This is a genomic window from Verrucomicrobiia bacterium (assembly GCA_023953615.1).
Lineage (GTDB): Bacteria > Verrucomicrobiota > Verrucomicrobiia > Limisphaerales > JADLHS01 > JADLHS01.
This window is the reverse complement of sequence record JAMLJH010000002.1, coordinates 1,189,671-1,208,152: the sequence shown is the minus strand read 5'-3', so window position 1 is coordinate 1,208,152 and position 18,482 is coordinate 1,189,671. Positions and strand designations below refer to the sequence as shown.

17 protein-coding genes are annotated in these 18,482 nt (G+C 57.6%); 8 read left to right on the top strand and 9 right to left on the bottom strand.

Annotated features, from left to right (window positions below; translation table 11 throughout):
- Positions 1-230: 230 nt before the first annotated feature.
- Positions 231-2,954, top strand: coding sequence for a glucosidase (locus M9920_15440; GenBank protein MCO5053671.1), 2,724 nt, complete (start codon positions 231-233; stop codon positions 2,952-2,954).
- 35 nt (positions 2,955-2,989) lie between these two features.
- On the opposite strand, the gene M9920_15435 is transcribed toward M9920_15440, so the two are convergent.
- From M9920_15435 to atpB, 9 genes are all read right to left on the bottom strand, one after another.
- Positions 2,990-4,042, bottom strand: a complete 1,053-nt coding sequence (locus M9920_15435; GenBank protein MCO5053670.1) for a beta-lactamase family protein — start codon at positions 4,040-4,042, stop codon at positions 2,990-2,992.
- Between the two features lie 50 nt (positions 4,043-4,092).
- The gene (locus tag M9920_15430) at positions 4,093-4,497 is read right to left on the bottom strand and encodes a F0F1 ATP synthase subunit epsilon (protein ID MCO5053669.1); all 405 of its coding nucleotides are present in this window, start codon (positions 4,495-4,497) and stop codon (positions 4,093-4,095) included.
- Between the two features lie 54 nt (positions 4,498-4,551).
- A complete protein-coding gene (gene atpD / locus M9920_15425; protein ID MCO5053668.1) occupies positions 4,552-6,009 on the bottom strand; it encodes a F0F1 ATP synthase subunit beta in 1,458 nt (485 codons plus the stop codon).
- A 33-nt stretch (positions 6,010-6,042) separates the two neighbouring features.
- Positions 6,043-6,921, bottom strand: a complete 879-nt coding sequence (gene atpG / locus M9920_15420; protein ID MCO5053667.1) for an ATP synthase F1 subunit gamma — start codon at positions 6,919-6,921, stop codon at positions 6,043-6,045.
- Positions 6,922-6,960: 39 nt separating this feature from the next.
- Positions 6,961-8,493, bottom strand: coding sequence for a F0F1 ATP synthase subunit alpha (gene atpA, locus M9920_15415; protein ID MCO5053666.1), 1,533 nt, complete (start codon positions 8,491-8,493; stop codon positions 6,961-6,963).
- 45 nt (positions 8,494-8,538) lie between these two features.
- Positions 8,539-8,931 carry a F0F1 ATP synthase subunit delta gene (locus M9920_15410; GenBank protein ID MCO5053665.1) on the bottom strand — a complete coding sequence of 131 codons (393 nt, stop codon included), beginning with the start codon at positions 8,929-8,931 and terminating at the stop codon, positions 8,539-8,541.
- Between the two features lie 34 nt (positions 8,932-8,965).
- The gene (gene atpF / locus M9920_15405) at positions 8,966-9,520 is read right to left on the bottom strand and encodes a F0F1 ATP synthase subunit B (GenBank protein MCO5053664.1); all 555 of its coding nucleotides are present in this window, start codon (positions 9,518-9,520) and stop codon (positions 8,966-8,968) included.
- A gap of 50 nt (positions 9,521-9,570) precedes the next feature.
- Positions 9,571-9,765 carry an ATP synthase F0 subunit C gene (locus M9920_15400; GenBank protein MCO5053663.1) on the bottom strand — a complete coding sequence of 65 codons (195 nt, stop codon included), beginning with the start codon at positions 9,763-9,765 and terminating at the stop codon, positions 9,571-9,573.
- 78 nt (positions 9,766-9,843) lie between these two features.
- Entirely contained in the window at positions 9,844-10,770 is a 927-nt protein-coding gene (gene atpB / locus M9920_15395; GenBank protein ID MCO5053662.1) for a F0F1 ATP synthase subunit A, read from the bottom strand.
- Between the two features lie 504 nt (positions 10,771-11,274).
- Here atpB and M9920_15390 point away from each other — a divergent pair.
- From M9920_15390 to M9920_15360, 7 genes are all read left to right on the top strand, one after another.
- Positions 11,275-12,231 carry an aldo/keto reductase gene (locus tag M9920_15390; GenBank protein MCO5053661.1) on the top strand — a complete coding sequence of 319 codons (957 nt, stop codon included), beginning with the start codon at positions 11,275-11,277 and terminating at the stop codon, positions 12,229-12,231.
- A 172-nt stretch (positions 12,232-12,403) separates the two neighbouring features.
- Positions 12,404-13,489: a transaldolase gene (gene tal / locus M9920_15385; protein MCO5053660.1), complete on the top strand. Its 1,086-nt coding sequence runs from the start codon at positions 12,404-12,406 to the stop codon at positions 13,487-13,489.
- Between the two features lie 38 nt (positions 13,490-13,527).
- Positions 13,528-14,256, top strand: a complete 729-nt coding sequence (locus tag M9920_15380; protein ID MCO5053659.1) for an FAD-dependent oxidoreductase — start codon at positions 13,528-13,530, stop codon at positions 14,254-14,256.
- A gap of 26 nt (positions 14,257-14,282) precedes the next feature.
- The gene (locus M9920_15375; protein ID MCO5053658.1) at positions 14,283-14,639 is read left to right on the top strand and encodes a DUF488 domain-containing protein; all 357 of its coding nucleotides are present in this window, start codon (positions 14,283-14,285) and stop codon (positions 14,637-14,639) included.
- Between the two features lie 167 nt (positions 14,640-14,806).
- A complete protein-coding gene (locus tag M9920_15370; protein MCO5053657.1) occupies positions 14,807-15,538 on the top strand; it encodes an ROK family protein in 732 nt (243 codons plus the stop codon).
- 6 nt (positions 15,539-15,544) lie between these two features.
- Positions 15,545-17,179 (top strand): glucose-6-phosphate isomerase, encoded by a 1,635-nt coding sequence (pgi, locus tag M9920_15365; protein MCO5053656.1) that lies wholly within the window; start codon positions 15,545-15,547, stop codon positions 17,177-17,179.
- A complete protein-coding gene (locus tag M9920_15360; protein MCO5053655.1) occupies positions 17,179-18,087 on the top strand; it encodes a fructose bisphosphate aldolase in 909 nt (302 codons plus the stop codon). The genes pgi and M9920_15360 overlap by 1 nt, the downstream gene beginning before the upstream one ends.
- Positions 18,088-18,482: the final 395 nt, after the last annotated feature.

The window sequence follows — 18,482 nt, the reverse complement described above, 5'->3', positions numbered from 1 at the left end:
CTGAGCCAAAAATAATCGTAAAATAATTTCCGCCGGGCTGCTCGGGAGTGAAGGTTCCAAATCATACCTGCCCCGGCAAACGGTTCATGGCGAATGAAGTTCAGTTCAAATCAGTGCGATTGGTGCGACTTGATTGCTTCCGTTCCGGGTGGCAGGCTCGGGGCACGAAGTTTTATGATTTCATTTTGTGATTGGTTTCGCTCGGGGTTCAATCGGGCAAGGTCTGGTTCATGAACGCTGAAGCCCAACGATTGTCAGCCGCCAATACCGGCAAAGCCAACTGGCGCGCTTGGGGCCCCTACCTGGCGGACCGTCAATGGGGCACGGTGCGTGAGGATTATTCGCCGAACGGCGCCGCGTGGGAGTATTTCCCTCACGATGACGCCCGCAGTCGCGCGTACCGCTGGGGTGAGGATGGCTTGGCGGGGATCAGCGATGAACAATGTCGCCTTTGCCTCGCGCTCGCGCTTTGGAACGGACAGGACCCGATTCTCAAGGAGCGTTTCTTTGGTCTGACCAATCACGAGGGCAATCACGGTGAGGACGTGAAGGAGTTGTATTACTACCTGGATGCAACGCCCACACATTCCTACTTGAAGATGCTCTACAAGTATCCGCAACGCGCGTTTCCCTACGATGAGTTGGTGCGCGAGAACGCGCGGCGCAAGACCGATCCCCAATCGTCCGAGTATGAATTGCTGGATACGGGTATTTTCGACGACGACCACTATTGGGATGTCTTCGTGGAGTACGCCAAAGCCGCGCCCGATGATTTGCTCATGCGGATCACGGCGTACAACCGCGGCCCGGATGTCGCGCCGTTGTATTTGTTGCCGCAACTATGGTTTCGCAATACGTGGAGTGGGGAGACCGACAGCGTAAAGCCGGTGTTGTTACTCACCAATCGCGGCGCGATCACCGCTCGCCATCCAGAGCTGGGTGAATTCCGGCTGCTCATCGAAGGCCAGCCCGAAGCGCTGTTTTGTGAGAATGAAACCAATCCCCGCCGGCATCACGGCCAACCCGAGGCGAAAGGCGCGTTCAAAGACGCTTTCAATGAATATCTGGTTAACGGCGACACGACCGCCGTGGATGCCACCCAGATCGGCACCAAGGCCGGTGTGCTTTACAAACTTTCCGTTGCTCCGGGGCAATCAGCAACCGTCCGCTTGCGGCTGGTCGCGGAGCGCGCGCTCACCCGGCAAAAAAATGGACGAAACCATTTTGCAAGCTTTGATGCGCGCTTGGCGCAACGGCAACGCGAGGCCGATGAATTTTACGCGGTGTTGCAAAAGGACATTGCCGATGAAGATCAGCGCCGCGTGCAGCGACAAGCTTTGGCCGGTTTGATCTGGTCGAAGCAATTCTACTACTACGACGTGCGCGAGTGGCTGGAAGGTGATCTGGGGCGAACACCGCCACCAGCCGAACGCAAACAAGGTCGCAATGCCGAATGGACGCATTTGAACAACGCGACCGTGATGTCCATGCCGGACAAGTGGGAATATCCCTGGTATGCCACCTGGGATCTGGCGTTCCATTGTCTGCCACTTGCTTTGGTGGATGCGGAGTTTGCCAAGGAGCAACTCATCCTCATCACACGCGAATGGTACATGCACCCGAACGGACAATTCCCGGCCTACGAATGGGAGTTCGGCAACGTCAACCCGCCGGTTCACGCCTGGGCCGCGTGGCGCGTGTTCCAAATTGATCGGAAACAGCGTCGCGCCCGGCGGCCCGGCGACGCCGGCGACCTCGCGTTTCTCGAACGGGTCTTTCACAAACTGTTGCTGAACTTCACCTGGTGGGTGAATCGCAAGGACGCGCAGGGGCGCAACATTTTCCACGGCGGTTTTCTCGGCCTCGACAACATCAGCGTGTTCGATCGCAGCGCGCCGCTGCCCTCGGGCGGCACGATCAGCCAAGCTGACGGCACGAGCTGGATGGCGATGTATTCGCTGAACCTGCTGCGCATTGCGTTGGAACTGGCGCAGCACAATCGCGTCTATGAAGACATTGCCACCAAATTTTTCGAGCACTTTCTGGCCATCGCGGAAGCCATCAATGCCACCGAAGCGGGTTTTGGGTTGTGGGACGAAACGGACGCCTTTTACTACGATGAACTGCGCACCCCGGACGGTCGCGAGATTCCACTCAAGGTGCGCTCCATGGTGGGACTGATTCCGTTGTTCGCCGTGGAAACGCTCGAGCCGCAATTACTCAAAAAGCTGCCGGATTTCACCGCGCGCATGGAGTGGTATCTCAAGTACCGTCCGGACCTGGCACGTCTCGTCTCGCGTTGGGAGGAGCACGGATTGGGCGAACGCAGTTTGTTATCATTGCTGCGTGGCCACCGCATGAAGTGCCTGCTGCGTCGGATGCTGGACGAAACCGAATTTCTGTCCGATCACGGCATTCGCGCGCTTTCAAAAATTCACGAGCACCAGCCGTTCCAGTTGGATTGCGGCGAGTTGAGGCACGAGGTCACCTATTGGCCGGGCGAATCCCGGAGCGGACTGTTCGGCGGCAACTCGAACTGGCGCGGTCCGGTTTGGATGCCCATGAATTATCTGATCATCGAGTCGCTGCAAAAATTCCATCACTATTACGGCGACGATTTCAAAGTGGAATGTCCCACGCACTCGGGCAAGTTCACCACCTTGAAGGGCGCGGCGGAAGAAATCACGCAGCGACTGTGCCGCCTTTTCCTGCGCGATGCCAACGGGGAACGTCCGGCGTTGAAGAGTCATCCCAAATTGCAGCGCGATCCACATTTCAAGGATCACCTGCTCTTTCACGAGTATTTTCACGGCGATACGGGCCTTGGGCTGGGCGCGTCGCATCAAACCGGCTGGACTGGGTTGGTGGCAAAATTACTCCAGCCGCGTCGAAGTGAACCCGCATCCGTCTCGCGGCCAGCAAGTTCCCGCAAGCGGGCCGGGGCGCCTTCGTAAGCCTTGGCGGAACGCGCGCGGTTGCGGCGGTATCGCTATTTCGTGAAATAAAACGTCGCCACCTTCCGGGCCAAGGTGGTCGCGATTTGCTCGTCCGTATTGGTAAGAATGATGACGACCAAATCGTCATCGGGAAAGCGCTGGTGACTTGCGGAAAATCCGGAAGTGGCGCCACCGTGACCGATGTTTTTGTGCCCGTCCAACGAACCCAACGACCAGCCAAATCCGTACTGCGATTGGCGCGATTTTGTATTCTCTCCCGGCGTCCACATGGCGGTTTTGCTGGCGGCAGTCAGCAATTGAGTGCCATCCAACGCCACGCTCCAACGCGCAAGGTCGCCGACCGTCGAGACGATGGCGCCGGCGGCAAAGATGTCCGTCAAATCGTAATCCCGATTGATCCAAACCCGGTTCGTTTGCTCATAACCATGCGCCCGATGCGGAATGATCGTTTGCGGCAGCCGGTCGGTCGTGGCGTTCATGCCCAGCGGCTGAAAAATTCGCGTCCGCATAAAACTCCAATAATTTGTGCCGCTGACATTCTCGATGATGTAACCGAGCAAACTGTAACCGCTGTTGCAATAGGCGTAAGCAGTGCCGGGAGCAAACTCCAGGGGCAGATCGCGCAGCGCCGCGATAAATTGCGCCTGAGTCAAATGCCGGGTGAGTTCGAAACCGGACAAGCCGGTGTAGCTTTTAATGCCCGATCCGTGGGTCAGCAAATGGCGGATCGTAATTTCCGACCATGTGGCGGGTGGGTTGGAGAGATGCTTGCTGATCCGATCATCCACCGAGAGTTTCCCCTCCTGAGCGAGCAATAAAATTCCCGCAGCGGTGAACTGCTTGGTAAGTGAACCAATCTCAAACACCGTCTCCGGACGTACCGGCACTTCCTGCTCCAGGTCCGCCCAGCCGTAGGTCGCGGTTTTGATGCGTTCGCCGTGACGCAACACGGTCAAGGCCAGGCCGGGAATGCGATGCGCGCTCATTTGCGCCCGCAGGTAATCCTCCACCGGATCGGCCCGGAGGCGAGGCGTAAGAAAAATCAGAACCGAAAGAAAAACTGAAACTCGAAGCGTTCGCTGCATGGCGCAGTCTAGTCAACCGCCCGCCACCGCTTCAAAAAGAATCCGCAAGCTTAACGGCCCCGCCGTTTGACTTTCAACTGGGTCGTTGCGTGGGCCAGTGAAGCGTTCACCCGCGCCACTTCCTCGGCGTCCAACTTTTCCGCCAAGCGAGCTTCGGCGCGCTGACGCGCTTCCTCAGCCTGCGCTTCATCAATGTTTTCCGCCCGAATGGCCATGTCGGTCAGGACGGTCACTTTCTCGCCAGTGATTTCCACGAAGCCCTCCCCCACGGCGAGGAAGAAATTTTGCGGGCCCTGGCGCGCGTTGATTTCCCCATGCGTCAGCTTGGTCATGTAAGGAATGTGCAATGGATAAATGCCCAACTCCCCTTCACTGCCCGGCAACGTCACCATTTCCACCTCTTCCGAGAAGACTTTCGCTTCCGGCGTCACAATCTCTAGTTTCAGTGTGGCCATGGTTTTGTGCTTACAAAGTTAATCGGTTCATTTCCCGTCGCCGCCAGCCAACGATCAAGCTTCGTTGATTTCGTCAATGCTGCCCTTCATGTAGAAATTCACCTCGGGCACCTCGTCGTGCTTGCCTTCGAGAATTTCCTTGAAGCCGCGCACGGTCTCCGCCACGGGCACCTGCTTGCCTTCCCGTCCCGTGAACACCTGCGCCACCGAGAACGGTTGCGACAAAAAGCGTTGAATCTTGCGGGCGCGGAACACGGTCAATTTATCGTCCGGAGAAAGCTCGTCCATGCCGAGAATGGCGATGATGTCCTGCAAGTCCTTGTAGCGTTGCAACACCTTTTGCACGCCGCGCGCCACGTCGTAATGTTCCTGGCCCACAATGTCCGCCGACAAGGCGCGGGAGTTGGATGCCAGCGGGTCCACGGCTGGATAAATTCCCAGTTCCGCAATCGAGCGCTCCAACACAATCGTCGCGTCCAGATGCGCGAACGTCGTGGCTGGCGCGGGATCGGTCAAGTCGTCCGCCGGCACGTACACCGCCTGGAAAGACGTGATGGAACCTTTTTTGGTGGAGGTGATCCGCTCTTGCAAGTTGCCCATTTCCGCCGCCAACGTCGGTTGATAACCCACGGCGGAAGGAGTGCGGCCCAGCAGCGCGGACACTTCCGAACCTGCCTGCGAGAAGCGGAACACGTTGTCCACGAACAAGAGCACGTCTTGATTTTTTTCGTCGCGGAAATATTCCGTCACCGCCAGCGCGGACAAGGCCACGCGCAAACGCGCGCCAGGCGGCTCGTTCATCTGACCATAGACCAGACCGATCCGGGAGCCCGGTTCGAGCACCGGCAGCCCGTTATCCCCGACCAACGGATGTCCCTTGGCGTCTTTCTTTGTTTTGATCACCCCGGCTTCGATCATTTCGTTGTAAAGATCGTTCCCCTCGCGGGTGCGTTCGCCGACGCCCGCGAACATCGAAATGCCGCCGTGCAATTTGGCGATGTTATTGATCAGCTCCATGATGACGACGGTCTTGCCGACGCCGGCGCCACCAAACGCTCCGACCTTGCCGCCTTTCAAGAAGGGGCAAATTAAATCAATCACCTTGATGCCGGTGGTCAAAATTTGCGGACTGGTGGATTGCTCGACCAAGGCCGGCGCCTGTCGGTGAATTGGCAGAAATTTATCCGCCTGCACCGGGCCTTGCTCGTCCACGGCTTGACCGGTGACGTCGAACACGCGCCCCATGACGGCTTCACCCACCGGCATGGAAATCGGCGCGCCGGAATCCACGATCTCCATCCCGCGCTTCAATCCTTCCGTGCTGCTCATGGCCACGGCGCGAATCCAGTTGTCGCCCAGGTGCTGTTGCACTTCGAGGGTCAATTTGGTCTTGCTGGCGCTGCCCGGCACGTTGAATTCAACGGTCAACGCGTTGTAAATGGCCGGCAAGTGGTCGGGAAATTCGATGTCCACGACCGGGCCGATGATTTGAACGATTTTACCTTTGTTCATGGCTTAAATTTTAAATCCTGTTTTGCGTTTTACTTACCCCAACGCCATTTGCGCCGTGGTGATTTCCAACAATTCCTTCGTAATGTTCGCCTGCCGCAATTTGTTGTATTCCAGCGTCAGGTCCTTGATCAATTGCTTGGCGTTGTCGGTGGCGTTCTTCATCGCCACCATGCGCGAGCTGTGCTCGGACGCCTTGGCTTCCAGTAAAATCTGGTAAATCTCAAAGTTCAAAGCGTGCGGCAACAACTCTCCCAACACCTGCGCCGCGCCCGGCTCGAATTGAAATTCCACACCCGAAGCTTGCAAGGACGCGGGCGTTTCGTGCCGCATGACTCCGGCCTGGACCCCCTTGATTTCGCCCACCGGCAACAGGGTGCGGCGCTCGGGTTGTTGCACCAAGGTACTCACAAAATCCGTGAACAAAATCTCCACCCGATCCACTTCACCTTTCAGAAACAACTCGCGCACGAACCGCGAGATGGCCCGCGCCTCGGAAAAAAGCGGCGTGTCTTTGTACGTAAACTCGGCGGCCAGCTTGCGCCGCGTCCGCGAAACAAATTGCGCGCCTTTTTTGCCCGCACAGATAAACACCGTCGCCTCCGGCGCCAATTTGCCCGCCTCCCGAAACAGGTTGGAGTTCAATGCGCCGCACAAACCTTTGTCGGTGCTGACCAAAATCACGGCAGCCCGGTTTCCGCTTCGCGACTCCATCAGCGGGTGCGTAAAATCGCCGGCGTTCGCGGTGGCGTCCGCCAGCATCGAATTCATTTGCTGCGCGTAAGGCCGGCCCGCCAGTGCCGCCAACTGCGCCTTGCGCATCTTCGACGAAGCCACCATCTGCATGGCCTTCGTGATCTGGGCCGTGTTTTTGACCGACTTGATGCGTCGGCGAATATCGCGGGTACTAGGCATGGATTGTTAAAGTGACAGCCATTGGCGCGCAGCCCAACCTCACCGATAGGTTTGTTTGAATTCCGTGATCGCGGCTTTCAACTCCCCGGCCAGCGCGTCACTGACGGCTTTTTCATTGCGAATCTTCGTGAGCAACTCCGCTTTCCGCGTGGAAAGAAAGTCCACCATTTTGTCCTGACAATCTTTCACCTTCTCAACCGCCACGTCGTCGAAGAAGTTATTTTGCACCGCCCACAGCACCGCCACCTGCATTTCCACCGCGATCGGATTGAACTGCGGCTGTTTGAAAATTTCCACGACGCGTTTGCCGCGTTCGAGGATCGCCTGGGTCTTGGCGTCGAGATCGGAGCCGAATTGGGCAAACGCGGCCAACTCGCGGTATTGCGCCAGATCGCCTTTGATGCGCCCCGCCACCTGTTTCATCGCTTTAATTTGCGCGGCCGAACCGACGCGGCTCACGGACAAACCGACGGAAACTGCGGGACGCACGCCCTGATAAAACAAGTCCGTCTCAAGATAAATCTGACCGTCCGTGATGGAGATCACGTTCGTCGGAATGTACGCCGAAACGTCGCCCGCCTGCGTTTCAATGATCGGCAGCGCCGTCAGCGAACCATTGCCATATTTTTCGGACACCCGCGCGGAACGTTCCAGCAACCGGCTGTGCAAATAGAAGACGTCACCCGGATAAGCTTCGCGCCCCGACGGACGTTTCAACACCAATGAAACCTGCCGATACGCCACGGCTTGCTTGGAGAGGTCATCGTAAATGATCAGCGCATCCATGCCGTGATCCATGAACCACTCGCCAATGGCGGCGCCGGCAAAGGGCGCAAGATATTGGTTGGCGGCGGAATCCGAAGCCGCCGCGACCACGACGATCGTGTCTTCCATCGCGCCCGCCTTTTCCAGTTCCGCGATCACCCGGGCGATGTTCGACTGCTTTTGACCGACGGCCACGTAAATGTTGTACATGGGGCGAAAATTCTTGTCGCCCGATTCGCGCCCCACCTTGTTGATGCGCGATTGGTTGATCATCGCGTCCACGCCAATGGTCGTCTTGCCCGTCGAACGGTCGCCAATGATCAATTCCCGCTGACCGCGACCGATCGGAATCATCGCGTCAATGGCCATAATGCCGGTCTGCACCGGTTGGCTGACGGATTTTCGTTTGATGATGCCGGGCGCGATTTTTTCGACCGGATAAAACGCGTCTTCCTTGATCGGGCCTTTGCCGTCCACTGGCCGTCCCAAACAATCCACCACGCGACCAAGCAATCCCTTGCCCACGGGCACGGACAACAGCTTGCCGGTGGTCTTGACCTCGGTGCCTTCGTGGATGCCGAGATAATCGCCCAGCACGATGGCGCCGACTTCGGTTTCTTCAAGGTTCAACGCCAGACCAATGACCCCGGCACCGAAGTCCAACATCTCGTTGGCCATGCAATCGGTGAGGCCCTCAATTTTCGCCACGCCATCGGAGATCTCGCGAACCACACCGATGTTCTGCCGGTTCACCTGGGTTTTCACCCCGGCGATCTGCGCTTCAATTTCTTGCAATAAATTGCTCATAGTTTCGTTAACCGTGCTTCGTTAAATCGTTCAATCGTTCCCGCGTCAAAAGTCCGCCGCCAGCTCCGCGAGACGCGCGCTGACGCTGCCATCGTAAACATCACTGCCCACCTGCACCCGCAAGCCGCCGATGAGCGCCGGTTTGACGGCAAAATTCACGGTCAACCCCGCGCCGTAGCGGGTCGCCAGATTGGCCTGCACCGATTGCTGCAACGCCGCGCTCAACGGCGTGGCGCTTTCCACATGCGCGGTGCGCCGCTCCAGTTCCAGTTTCACCAGCCGTTGGAAGTGCGACAAAATCGCAAGGTAGCCACGCGGCTTTTTCGCGATCACCACCCGCACCGTTTCGCGCACCCGCTGTTCGTCCAGACCCTCGCCGGTTTTGCAGAGGTTGAACAACGCCTTGCCGTCGCGTCGCGCTTGTTTGCTGATTTTCACGTGGGCTTACTTTGAAACAAAATTCCTGACTGACTCAATTGTGCGCCAACTGCCGGTTGGTTTCCTCGGCCAGATGCTTCTGCTGATCGGGAGTGAGAATCTCGCCGGTGACTTTCGCGCTGGTGGCCACCACCAAGCGTCCGATCTCCTTGCGCAATTCCGCCTTCATGCGCGCCAGCTCGGCCTCGCTGGCCTGGCGGGCTTTCGCGATGATGTCATTGGCCGCCGCGATGGCTTTTTGCGTTTCCTGTTCCTGCACCTTGGCGGCGGCGGCGCGCGCTTCCTCGATGGCTTTATTTGCCTGCGCGCTGGCGGCGTTGACAATTTCCTGCGCCTTGACCTGCGCCTTGGCTAATTCTTCGCGGGTTTGCTTGGCGTTTTCCAGACTCTCGGAGATCTGGGCTTTGCGCATTTCCAACATGCCCAGTAACGGCTTGTAGGCGAACTTGGCCAGAACCACGGCCACAATGACAAACAAAACCAACTGGGAAATCAGAAGCCGCGGCTCCAGTGAAAATTCCCGCGCCAGTTGGGTCAGGGGGCTATCGCCCTGCCCGGCTTCAGCGGCGGCCAGCATCAAATAGTTCATAGGAAAATGGCAAAACGTGCGGGCGCGGCAACGCCGCGCCCGCGTTGAGATCAGCGACCAAACTTCTCGAGGAAGATGGCGAAGAAGGTGATTCCTTCCGCCAAGGCCGCCAAGATGATGGCGATGTTGCGAATTTGCCCGGCCGCGCCCGGATTGCGTCCGGTGGCTTCCGCTGCCTTCATACCAATCAGACCGACGCCGATGGCGGAACCAATCGCCGCCAAACCGACATGAATACTACCCATCATTGCATTACCTTTCGTTTGTTGTTTTTTCAATCGCCCCGGCAGTCTGGCCACCGTCTGACGATCAAATTCTTTGGTTCAGTGCCCGGTGGTGGCCACCTCGCCGTGACCGTGGTCTTCATCCGGATCATGCTCGCAAATCAGCAGCGTGAACACCGCCGTCAACAGCATGAACACCAACGCCTGGATCAAACCCACCAGCATTTCCAAAAAGTAGAACGGCAACGGAATCAACCAGCCCAGCCACGGAATCAGGTTCATCATGGATTCCAACATGTTCTCCCCGGCAAAAATATTCCCGTAGAGACGAAAGCTCAGGGAAACCGGTCGGAATAAAATTGAAATGACTTCCAGCACTCCCACGACGAGGAAAACCGCGATCATGAAATACTGCATGAACCCCTCGCTCTTCCCCTTGGGCGCAAACAGATGCTTCGCAAACCCCACCACTCCGTTCTCCCGCAACGCCCAGACTGTCCACAGAAAAAAGAACAACAACGCCATGGCCGTGGTCATGTTCAAGTCCGCATTGCCGCCGCGCAACCACGGTTGAAATTCCTGCGAGCCATCGGAGTAAGTCACCTTCCACCCCACCGTGCCGATGCCCGGCACCAGGCCGAACCAGTTCGTAAAGAGAATGAAGAAAAAGATGCCGCCAAAAAACCAGAACGTCTTTTTGTTCAGCCGTTCGCCGAGGATGTCACCCAAAAAGTTATACATGGATTCCACCATCCACTCGCTGAAGTTTTGCAGACCGGAGGGCACGGGTTTGACGTTGCGGCTCACCACCTGGGCAAAAAGCACCAAACCCAACGTCACCAGAATGGTGACCACCATGGAATTGGTGATGACCACCGGACCAATGCTGAAAACCTTGACGGCATAAGCGGGCAAACCGTGATGACCACCGTGGGCCGCAGCCGCCGCTGTTTCCTGAGCGTAACCGGTGCAGGCCAACATTCCGCCCAACACCAGCGCCAGCCAAATGACTTTGAGCAATCGCATCGAGTTTTAGAAATCCCTGCCGTCCGTGTGATAACCTTTCGATCACCAACGGACAACGAAAGGACGCGCAGACTGCCTGAGTGTGAAAAAAATCACAAGGTTAATTTTCCGCTTTTTCGCTCCGTCGAGAATTGTAAAGCAATCGTAATGCTTCGGTTAAGTCGGTCCATTATTTGTATCAACCATTTACGAGATGGCCACCGCCGCCCTGCTCCGCAGGCGTCGGCGGTTTTACTCTCCGTCGCTGGAAGGCGCGGACGTCGCCGTCGCGCTGGATTTATGAACGCGAGCATGGCGCGGCGTTGCTTCCGCAACCGCATATTTTCACGGAATTTAACGAGTTTTTCCCGCCACGCCCGCCCGGCTCAAATCACCTCATTCTTGCGTTCGCCGCCAGATGGATCCATTTTGAGCGTGCTTATGCTATACTTAATTCGGTTGGATAGCCATCTGCTTCACCGCCAAATGATCGCATTCATATCTATAACCTACGGCATCTGAATCATGACCAAACGTCCACTAGGAAAAACCGGCATCTCCATCTCGCCACTGGCCCTCGGGGGTAATGTCTTCGGCTGGACTATCGACGAAAAAGCCTCGTTCACCATTCTTGACGCCTTCGTTGATCACGGCCTCGATCTCGTGGACACCGCCAATATGTATTCTACTTGGGCTCCCGGCAACAAGGGGGGAGAGTCCGAAACCATTATCGGTCGCTGGCTGAAAACCAGCGGCAAACGCGACAAGATCATCCTTGCCACCAAAGTAGGAATGCAGATGGGTGATGGCACTCAAGGTTTGAAGAAGGACTACATTCTAAAATCCGTTGAAGATTCCCTTGCTCGTCTCCAGACCGATTACATTGACCTCTATCAGTCGCACCAGGACGATGCCGACACGCCATTGGCGGAAACCCTTTCCGCCTATGACATCTTGATCCGGCAGGGCAAAGTCCGCGCCATCGGCGCCTCGAACTACACCGCCGACCGGCTCCGGGAGTCGCTCGCCGCCAGTGCGGCCAAAAACCTCCCCGCCTATGCAACGATCCAGCCGGAATACAACCTGTATGACCGGGCCGGATTCGAGTCCAGTCTGGAACCGCTCGCGCTGGAGAACGGTCTCGGTGTGATTACCTACTACTCCCTGGCCAGCGGCTTTCTCACTGGCAAATATCGCAGTGCTGACGACCTCGGCAAGAGCGCGCGCGGTGGTGGAATTGGAGAGAAATACCTGAACGAGCGAGGCCGGCGCATACTCGCGGCTTTGGATAAAGTCGCCGCCGCCCATCATACTGCCCCCGCCATCGTCGCCTTGGCTTGGCTCATCCAACGCCCCGCTGTCACGGCCCCCATCGCCAGCGCTACCAGTGTCGCACAACTGAACGACCTCGTTAAAGCCGCAACGCTCACGCTTGGTGCGGAGGATGTCGCCAGCCTCGATCAAGCCAGCGCGGAGAACTGAACATAAATTTGACCACAATCAACTCAAACCAACCAAAGAGAACAATGAAAACGGACCGCCGTAAATTTATCACGATCATTGCCGCAGTCAGCGACCGCGACATCTTCGTCCATGCTTGCAACTAAGCGGCTTGGCGGATTTCAAATTCAACGAAACTTTTAAACTGAACATTATGAAAGCGACTCAAAAACTACACGATCGCGGCCAGAGTCTCTGGCTCGATAACATCACGCGGGATCTGCTCAATCAAGGCACGCTCCAGCAGTATCGCGATGAATACTCCGTTTCCGGGCTGACTTCGAATCCGTCCATCTTCGATCACGCCATCAAAAACAGTCAGGCCTACGATGCGGCGATTCTCCAGGACCTGAAGCAAGGGCGTTCCGGCGAAGACCTGTTTTTTGATCTGGCGCTAGACGACTTAAACCGCGCCGCCGACTTGTTCCGTCCGATTCACGATCGCACCAATGGCGTGGACGGCTGGGTTTCACTCGAAGTTTCGCCGTTACTGGCTTACGACACCCAACGCACCCTCGCGGCCGCCAAGGAACTCTTCGCCCGTTCCGGTCGCCCCAACCTGTTCATCAAAATTCCCGGCACCAAGGAAGGCGTGCCCGCCATCGAGGAAGCCATCTTCGCCGGGGTGCCGATCAATGTGACGCTGCTGTTTTCGCGTGAGCAATACCTGGCCGTTGCGGAAGCTTACTTGCGTGGCATCGAGCGACGCATCGCGGCGGGGCTGAATCCATTGGTGCGGTCGGTCGCGTCGGTGTTTATCAGCCGTTGGGATGTGGCGGTGGCCGATAAAGTGCCCGCCGAACTGAAGAATCAACTGGGCATCGCCATCGCGCGGCGCACTTACAAGGCTTATCTGGAATTGTTGGTGACCCCGCGCTGGCAGCGCGTATTTAATGCCGGCGCGCAACCGCAGCGTTTGCTTTGGGCCAGCACCGGCACGAAAGACCCGGAGGCCTCCGATATTCTTTACGTGCAGGCGCTCGCGGCGCCGTTCACCATCAACACCATTCCGGAAAAAACCTTGAAGGCGTACGCCGATCACGGCACGCGCGGACGGCTCATGCCGCATGGTGGTGGCGACTGCGAAAAAGTGTTGGGACAGTTTGCCCAGGCTGGAATCAACGTGGACCAACTCGCCACGGAATTGCAGGACAACGGCGCGAAGGCCTTCGTAAAATCATGGAATGACATGCTGGGCGTCATCACCTCCAAAGGGGCTGCGTTGCAAAAGGCCGCCTGAAACCCGGATTAAGATTTAAGTTGGAAAGCGAAAATAAAATGAGCACTCAAACATCAAGCAATAAATATCAAGTCAAACTAAAGCACCGGCTCACCGTGGCCGAACGCACCCTGGCGTTTCAGTTCGAGAAGCCGGCCGGATTCACCTTTCGCCCCGGGCAATATCTCGAAGTAACGTTGCTGAATCCCAGCGAAACCGACGCAGAAGGCAACGGGCGCGCCCTCTCCATCGCCAGCGCGCCTCACGAGGATTTTCTCATGGTGGCCACCCGCTTGCGCGACACCGCCTTCAAACGGGTAATCACCAACCTGCCCCTTGGCTCCGAAGTGCAAATTGAAGGTCCCAGCGGCAGCCTGACGTTGCATAACAACGCCGCGCGCACCGCCGTGCTCATCGTGGGCGGCATCGGCATCACCCCCGTGCGCAGCATTCTGGCGCGGGCGGCCCATGAGCATCTGCCTCACAAATTGCTCCTGCTGTATCTGAACCGCCGCCCGCAGGACGCCGCGTTCCTGGAGGAATTGACCGGGTTGCAGAAACAGAATCCCAATTTCCACCTGGTACCAATCATGACGGCGGCGGAAAATTGGTCAGGCGAGAAAGGCCGGCTGACGCCCGAGTTGCTCGGCAAATACAAGAGCGAAGCCGTGTCACCGGTTTATTACCTCGTCGGGCCGCCGGGCATGGTCAATGGCGTGCATGCGCTGCTCAACCAAACCGGTGTGGACGATGACGATATTCGCCTGGAAGATTTTGGTGGTTATTGAATCCGCCATTTGGAAAGGGAGAAGTTATGTTGCAAATCAAACGCGTTTATGATCCGCCGGCTAAAAGCGACGGAAAACGTTTTCTGGTCGAGCGGCTCTGGCCGCGAGGCATGACGAAGGCGGCGGCCAAACTGGACGCCTGGTTTCGCGAAGTCGCGCCCAGCACCGAGCTGCGCAAGTGGTTCAGCCACGATCCGGCTAAATGGCCCGAGTTCCAGAAGCGCTATCGCGCGGAGCTGGACGCCAACCCGACCGCCTGGCAACCGTTGCTCGACGCGGTAAAAAAAGAGACAGCCACCTTGTTGTTCAGTTCGCATGACGCGGAACACAACAACGTCGTCGCGCTGAAGGCGTATCTGGAAGCCAAACTCAAACGGAAGTAACCGCAGCGCCGGAGTCGAATTCACCCGCGCCGTTCGCACCGCCCCCAACCCTGCGGGCGAGCGACGCGGAAAGAACGCGGAAAGGATTCTGCGTGATTTTTATTTCATAGTCGTTCATGCTGCTGCCGACGGTGGAACGCGCAAAGATTCCGCGTCGCATCAACTTCATGAAAAAAATTTCCGCGCGAAACGCGGCAGCAAAACAATCCTCACCGACGCAACGCTCCCGCCGGGTGCTGGTGATTGATATTGGTGGCACGCACGTCAAAATTCTGGTTTCAGGTCGCACTCCGCACCGACAGTTTGATTCCGGTCCGAAGTTGACCCCCAAACAACTGGTCGCGCAGGTTCGCAAGCTGACGGCCGATTGGCCGTTTGACGCCGTTTCCATCGGTTATCCCGGACCCGTACGACACAACCAACCGATGGAAGAGCCGTGGAATCTTGGCAAGGGTTGGATGCGTTTCAACTTCCGCGCCGGTTTTCAGCGACCGGTGAAAATGATCAATGACGCCGCCATGCAAGCGCTGGGCAGTTATCGCGGCGGCAAGATGCTCTTCCTCGGGCTGGGCACCGGCATGGGTTCGGCGATGGTGGTGGAGCACATCGTTGTGCCGATGGAACTGGCGCACCTCACTTATCAGGACGCGACGTTTGAAGATTATCTGGGCATTCGCGGTTTGCAAAAATATGGCGAGAGCCAATGGCGGCAGCATGTGAAAAACGTGGTGAAACAACTCACGGCCGCCCTGCTGCCCGACGACGTCGTCCTCGGTGGTGGCAATGTGCATCGTCTGAAAAAACTGCCGCCCGGGTGCCGTGCTGGCGACAACGCCAACGCTTTCCTGGGCGGATTGCGTCTATGGGCCGGGACCGATGGGGCAAAGAGAATTTCTTAACGCTGTATGAAAACAAAATCACTCACAACGCTGCCCGTCTGGAAAGCGTTGACGCGCCATCGTCAAACCATTGAGCAACTACATTTGCGCGACCTCTTCGCGCAGGATGCCCGGCGCGGCGAACGGTTCACTGCCGAAGGCGTGGGGCTGTTCCTTGATTACTCAAAGAATCGCATCAACGCCGCAACCCTGCGCGGGCTGCGCCAACTGGCCAAAGAAACCGACTTGCGCGGCAAGATCGGAGCGATGTTTCGCGGCGACAAAATCAACGTCACCGAGAATCGCGCCGTGTTGCACGTCGCCCTGCGCGCGCCCCGTGGCACGGTGATTCGCGTGGACGGCAAAAACGTCGTGCCTGAAGTCCATGCGGTGTTGAACCGAATGGCGAATTTTGCCAACCGCGTCCGCACCGGCAAATGGAAAGGTCACACGGGCCGCCGCATCCGCAATGTGGTCAACATCGGCATCGGCGGTTCGGACCTCGGTCCGGTGATGGCCTACGAAGCGCTCCGCCATTACAGCGATCGCTCCCTGACCTTCCGGTTCATCTCGAATGTGGATGGCGCGGATTTCGTTGAAGCCACGCACGATCTCGATCCGACGGAAACGCTGTTCATCATCGCGTCGAAAACTTTCACCACGCTGGAAACCATGACCAACGCGCAGAGCGCGCGCGCCTGGCTGCTGCGCGCCTGTCGTGGTGACGTGAAGGCCGTCACCCGACATTTCGTCGCGGTGTCCACCAACGCCGAGAAGGTGGCCGCGTTCGGAATTGATCGCGCAAACATGTTCGGTTTCTGGGATTGGGTGGGCGGTCGCTACTCCATGAACTCGGCCATTGGACTTTCGACCATGATCGCCATCGGCCCGACGAACTTTCGCGCCCTGCTCGCCGGGGCGCATGAGCTGGATGAACATTTCCGCACCGCGCCGCTGGAGAGAAATTTACCGGCGCTGCTCGGCCTGCTCACCGTGTGGAACACGAATTTCCTCAACGCGGAAACGACGGCCGTGTTGCCCTACGAAAATTATCTCAAACGCTTTCCCGCCTACCTGCAGCAGTTGACCATGGAAAGCAACGGCAAGCACGTTACGCGCGCCGGGCAGCCGGTGAATTATTCCACCGGTCCGATTTTCTGGGGCGAACCGGGTACGAACGGCCAACACTCGTTCTACCAGCTCATTCATCAGGGCACGCGTTTGATTCCGTGCGATTTCATCGCGTTCGCCCGCCCCTTGACTCCGCTCGGACGACATCACGATCTGCTGTTGGCGAATGTTTTCGCGCAAGCCGAAGCGCTGGCCTTTGGCAAAACCGCCGCGGAAGTGAAGGCCGAAGGCGTGCCCGCCGCCTTGGTCCCGCACAAGGTTTTCACCGGCAACCGCCCGTCCAATATTATTCTGGCGGATAAGCTGACTCCCGCGACGCTTGGGAAATTGGTCGCCCTCTACGAACACAGCGTCTTTGTGCAGGGGGCGATTTGGAATATTGACTCGTTCGATCAATGGGGCGTGGAACTGGGGAAAGTTCTGGCGCAACGGATCGTTCCCGAATTGGAAAGTCCGACGCTACCGAAATTGAAACATGACAGCTCGACGAATCACCTGATCCGTCGCTACCGTAAAATGAAAGGAAAATAATGAGCACACTAAACTTGAAAGCACAACAACTCCGCAAAATTCGCACGCAGGCCGGCTTCATTGCCGCGCTGGATCAAAGCGGCGGCAGTACCCCCAAAGCCCTGACCGCTTACGGCCTCAAACCCGACGCCTGGAGCAACGAAGCGGAAATGTTCGCCCTCGTCCATCAGATGCGCGCCCGCATCATCACCAGTCCGGTTTTCAGCGGCGACCGCATCCTCGGCGCGATTTTGTTTGAGCGCACCATGGACGGCGACATCGAAGGCCAACCGACTGCGGATTATCTCTGGAATCAGAAACGCATCGTGCCGTTTCTCAAGGTGGACAAAGGTTTGATCGAGGAACGCGACGGCGTGCGTTTGATGAAACCGATGCCCGGTTTGGACGCCTTGCTGGCCCGCGCCAACGCCAAGCACATCTTCGGAACTAAAATGCGTTCCGTCATCAACCAGGCCAACGCGGCGGGGATTCGCGCCATCGTGGAGCAGCAATTTGAAGTCGCGGCCCAAATCAACGCGGCCGGACTCATGCCCATCGTCGAGCCGGAAGTGGACATTCATTGCCCCGATAAGGCGGGCGCCGAGGCCCTGCTCAAAACGGCGCTGCTGCAACGTCTCGACGCACTGCCCGCCGGACGACAGGTCATGCTCAAACTTACGCTGCCCGAGCAGAATGATCTCCATGCGGAACTCGTGAAACATCCGAAAGTCCTCAAAGTCGTGGCGCTCTCGGGCGGTTATTCGCGCACGGAAGGCAACGCGCGTTTGCAACGACAACACGGCGTCATCGCGAGTTTTTCGCGCGCACTTGCCGAGGGCCTGTCCGCCCAGCAAACCGCTGCCGAATTCAATGCTCTGCTCGACGACGCCATCCAGAACATCTACGAAGCGTCCACGGCCAAAGCATAATTCAAAGCGTCCCTGCCTTTGAGTCCTGGTTTTCCGCTCGGCCCGGCGCTTGTCGGAGCAGGCTGAATGGCTCTCCGCATTTTGCAGGTGCCCATCGGTGCGGCCGGAGCGAGGACTGAAATTGCGGAGACTTGGTCAACCCAAGCTCCCTGCCCCGCTTTTATAGCGGGTTAATTAAAGTTGTAGCCGTGGCACCGAACGGCTGTAACCCAATGAAGGTGGAGGCCGGATTGGGAATGGCGCCTCTGTCCGCGAGGTTTTGGACTGCGGCAGGCTTCTGCCGCTTTCCGTCCGCGTGCCGATGATTCCACAGCGGCAGCGGACTGCCGCAGTCCGGATGCGGTCGCGCTGGTGCTCGTCCCAAACCCAGGACGAGCATCAGTTTGCCCCCAACG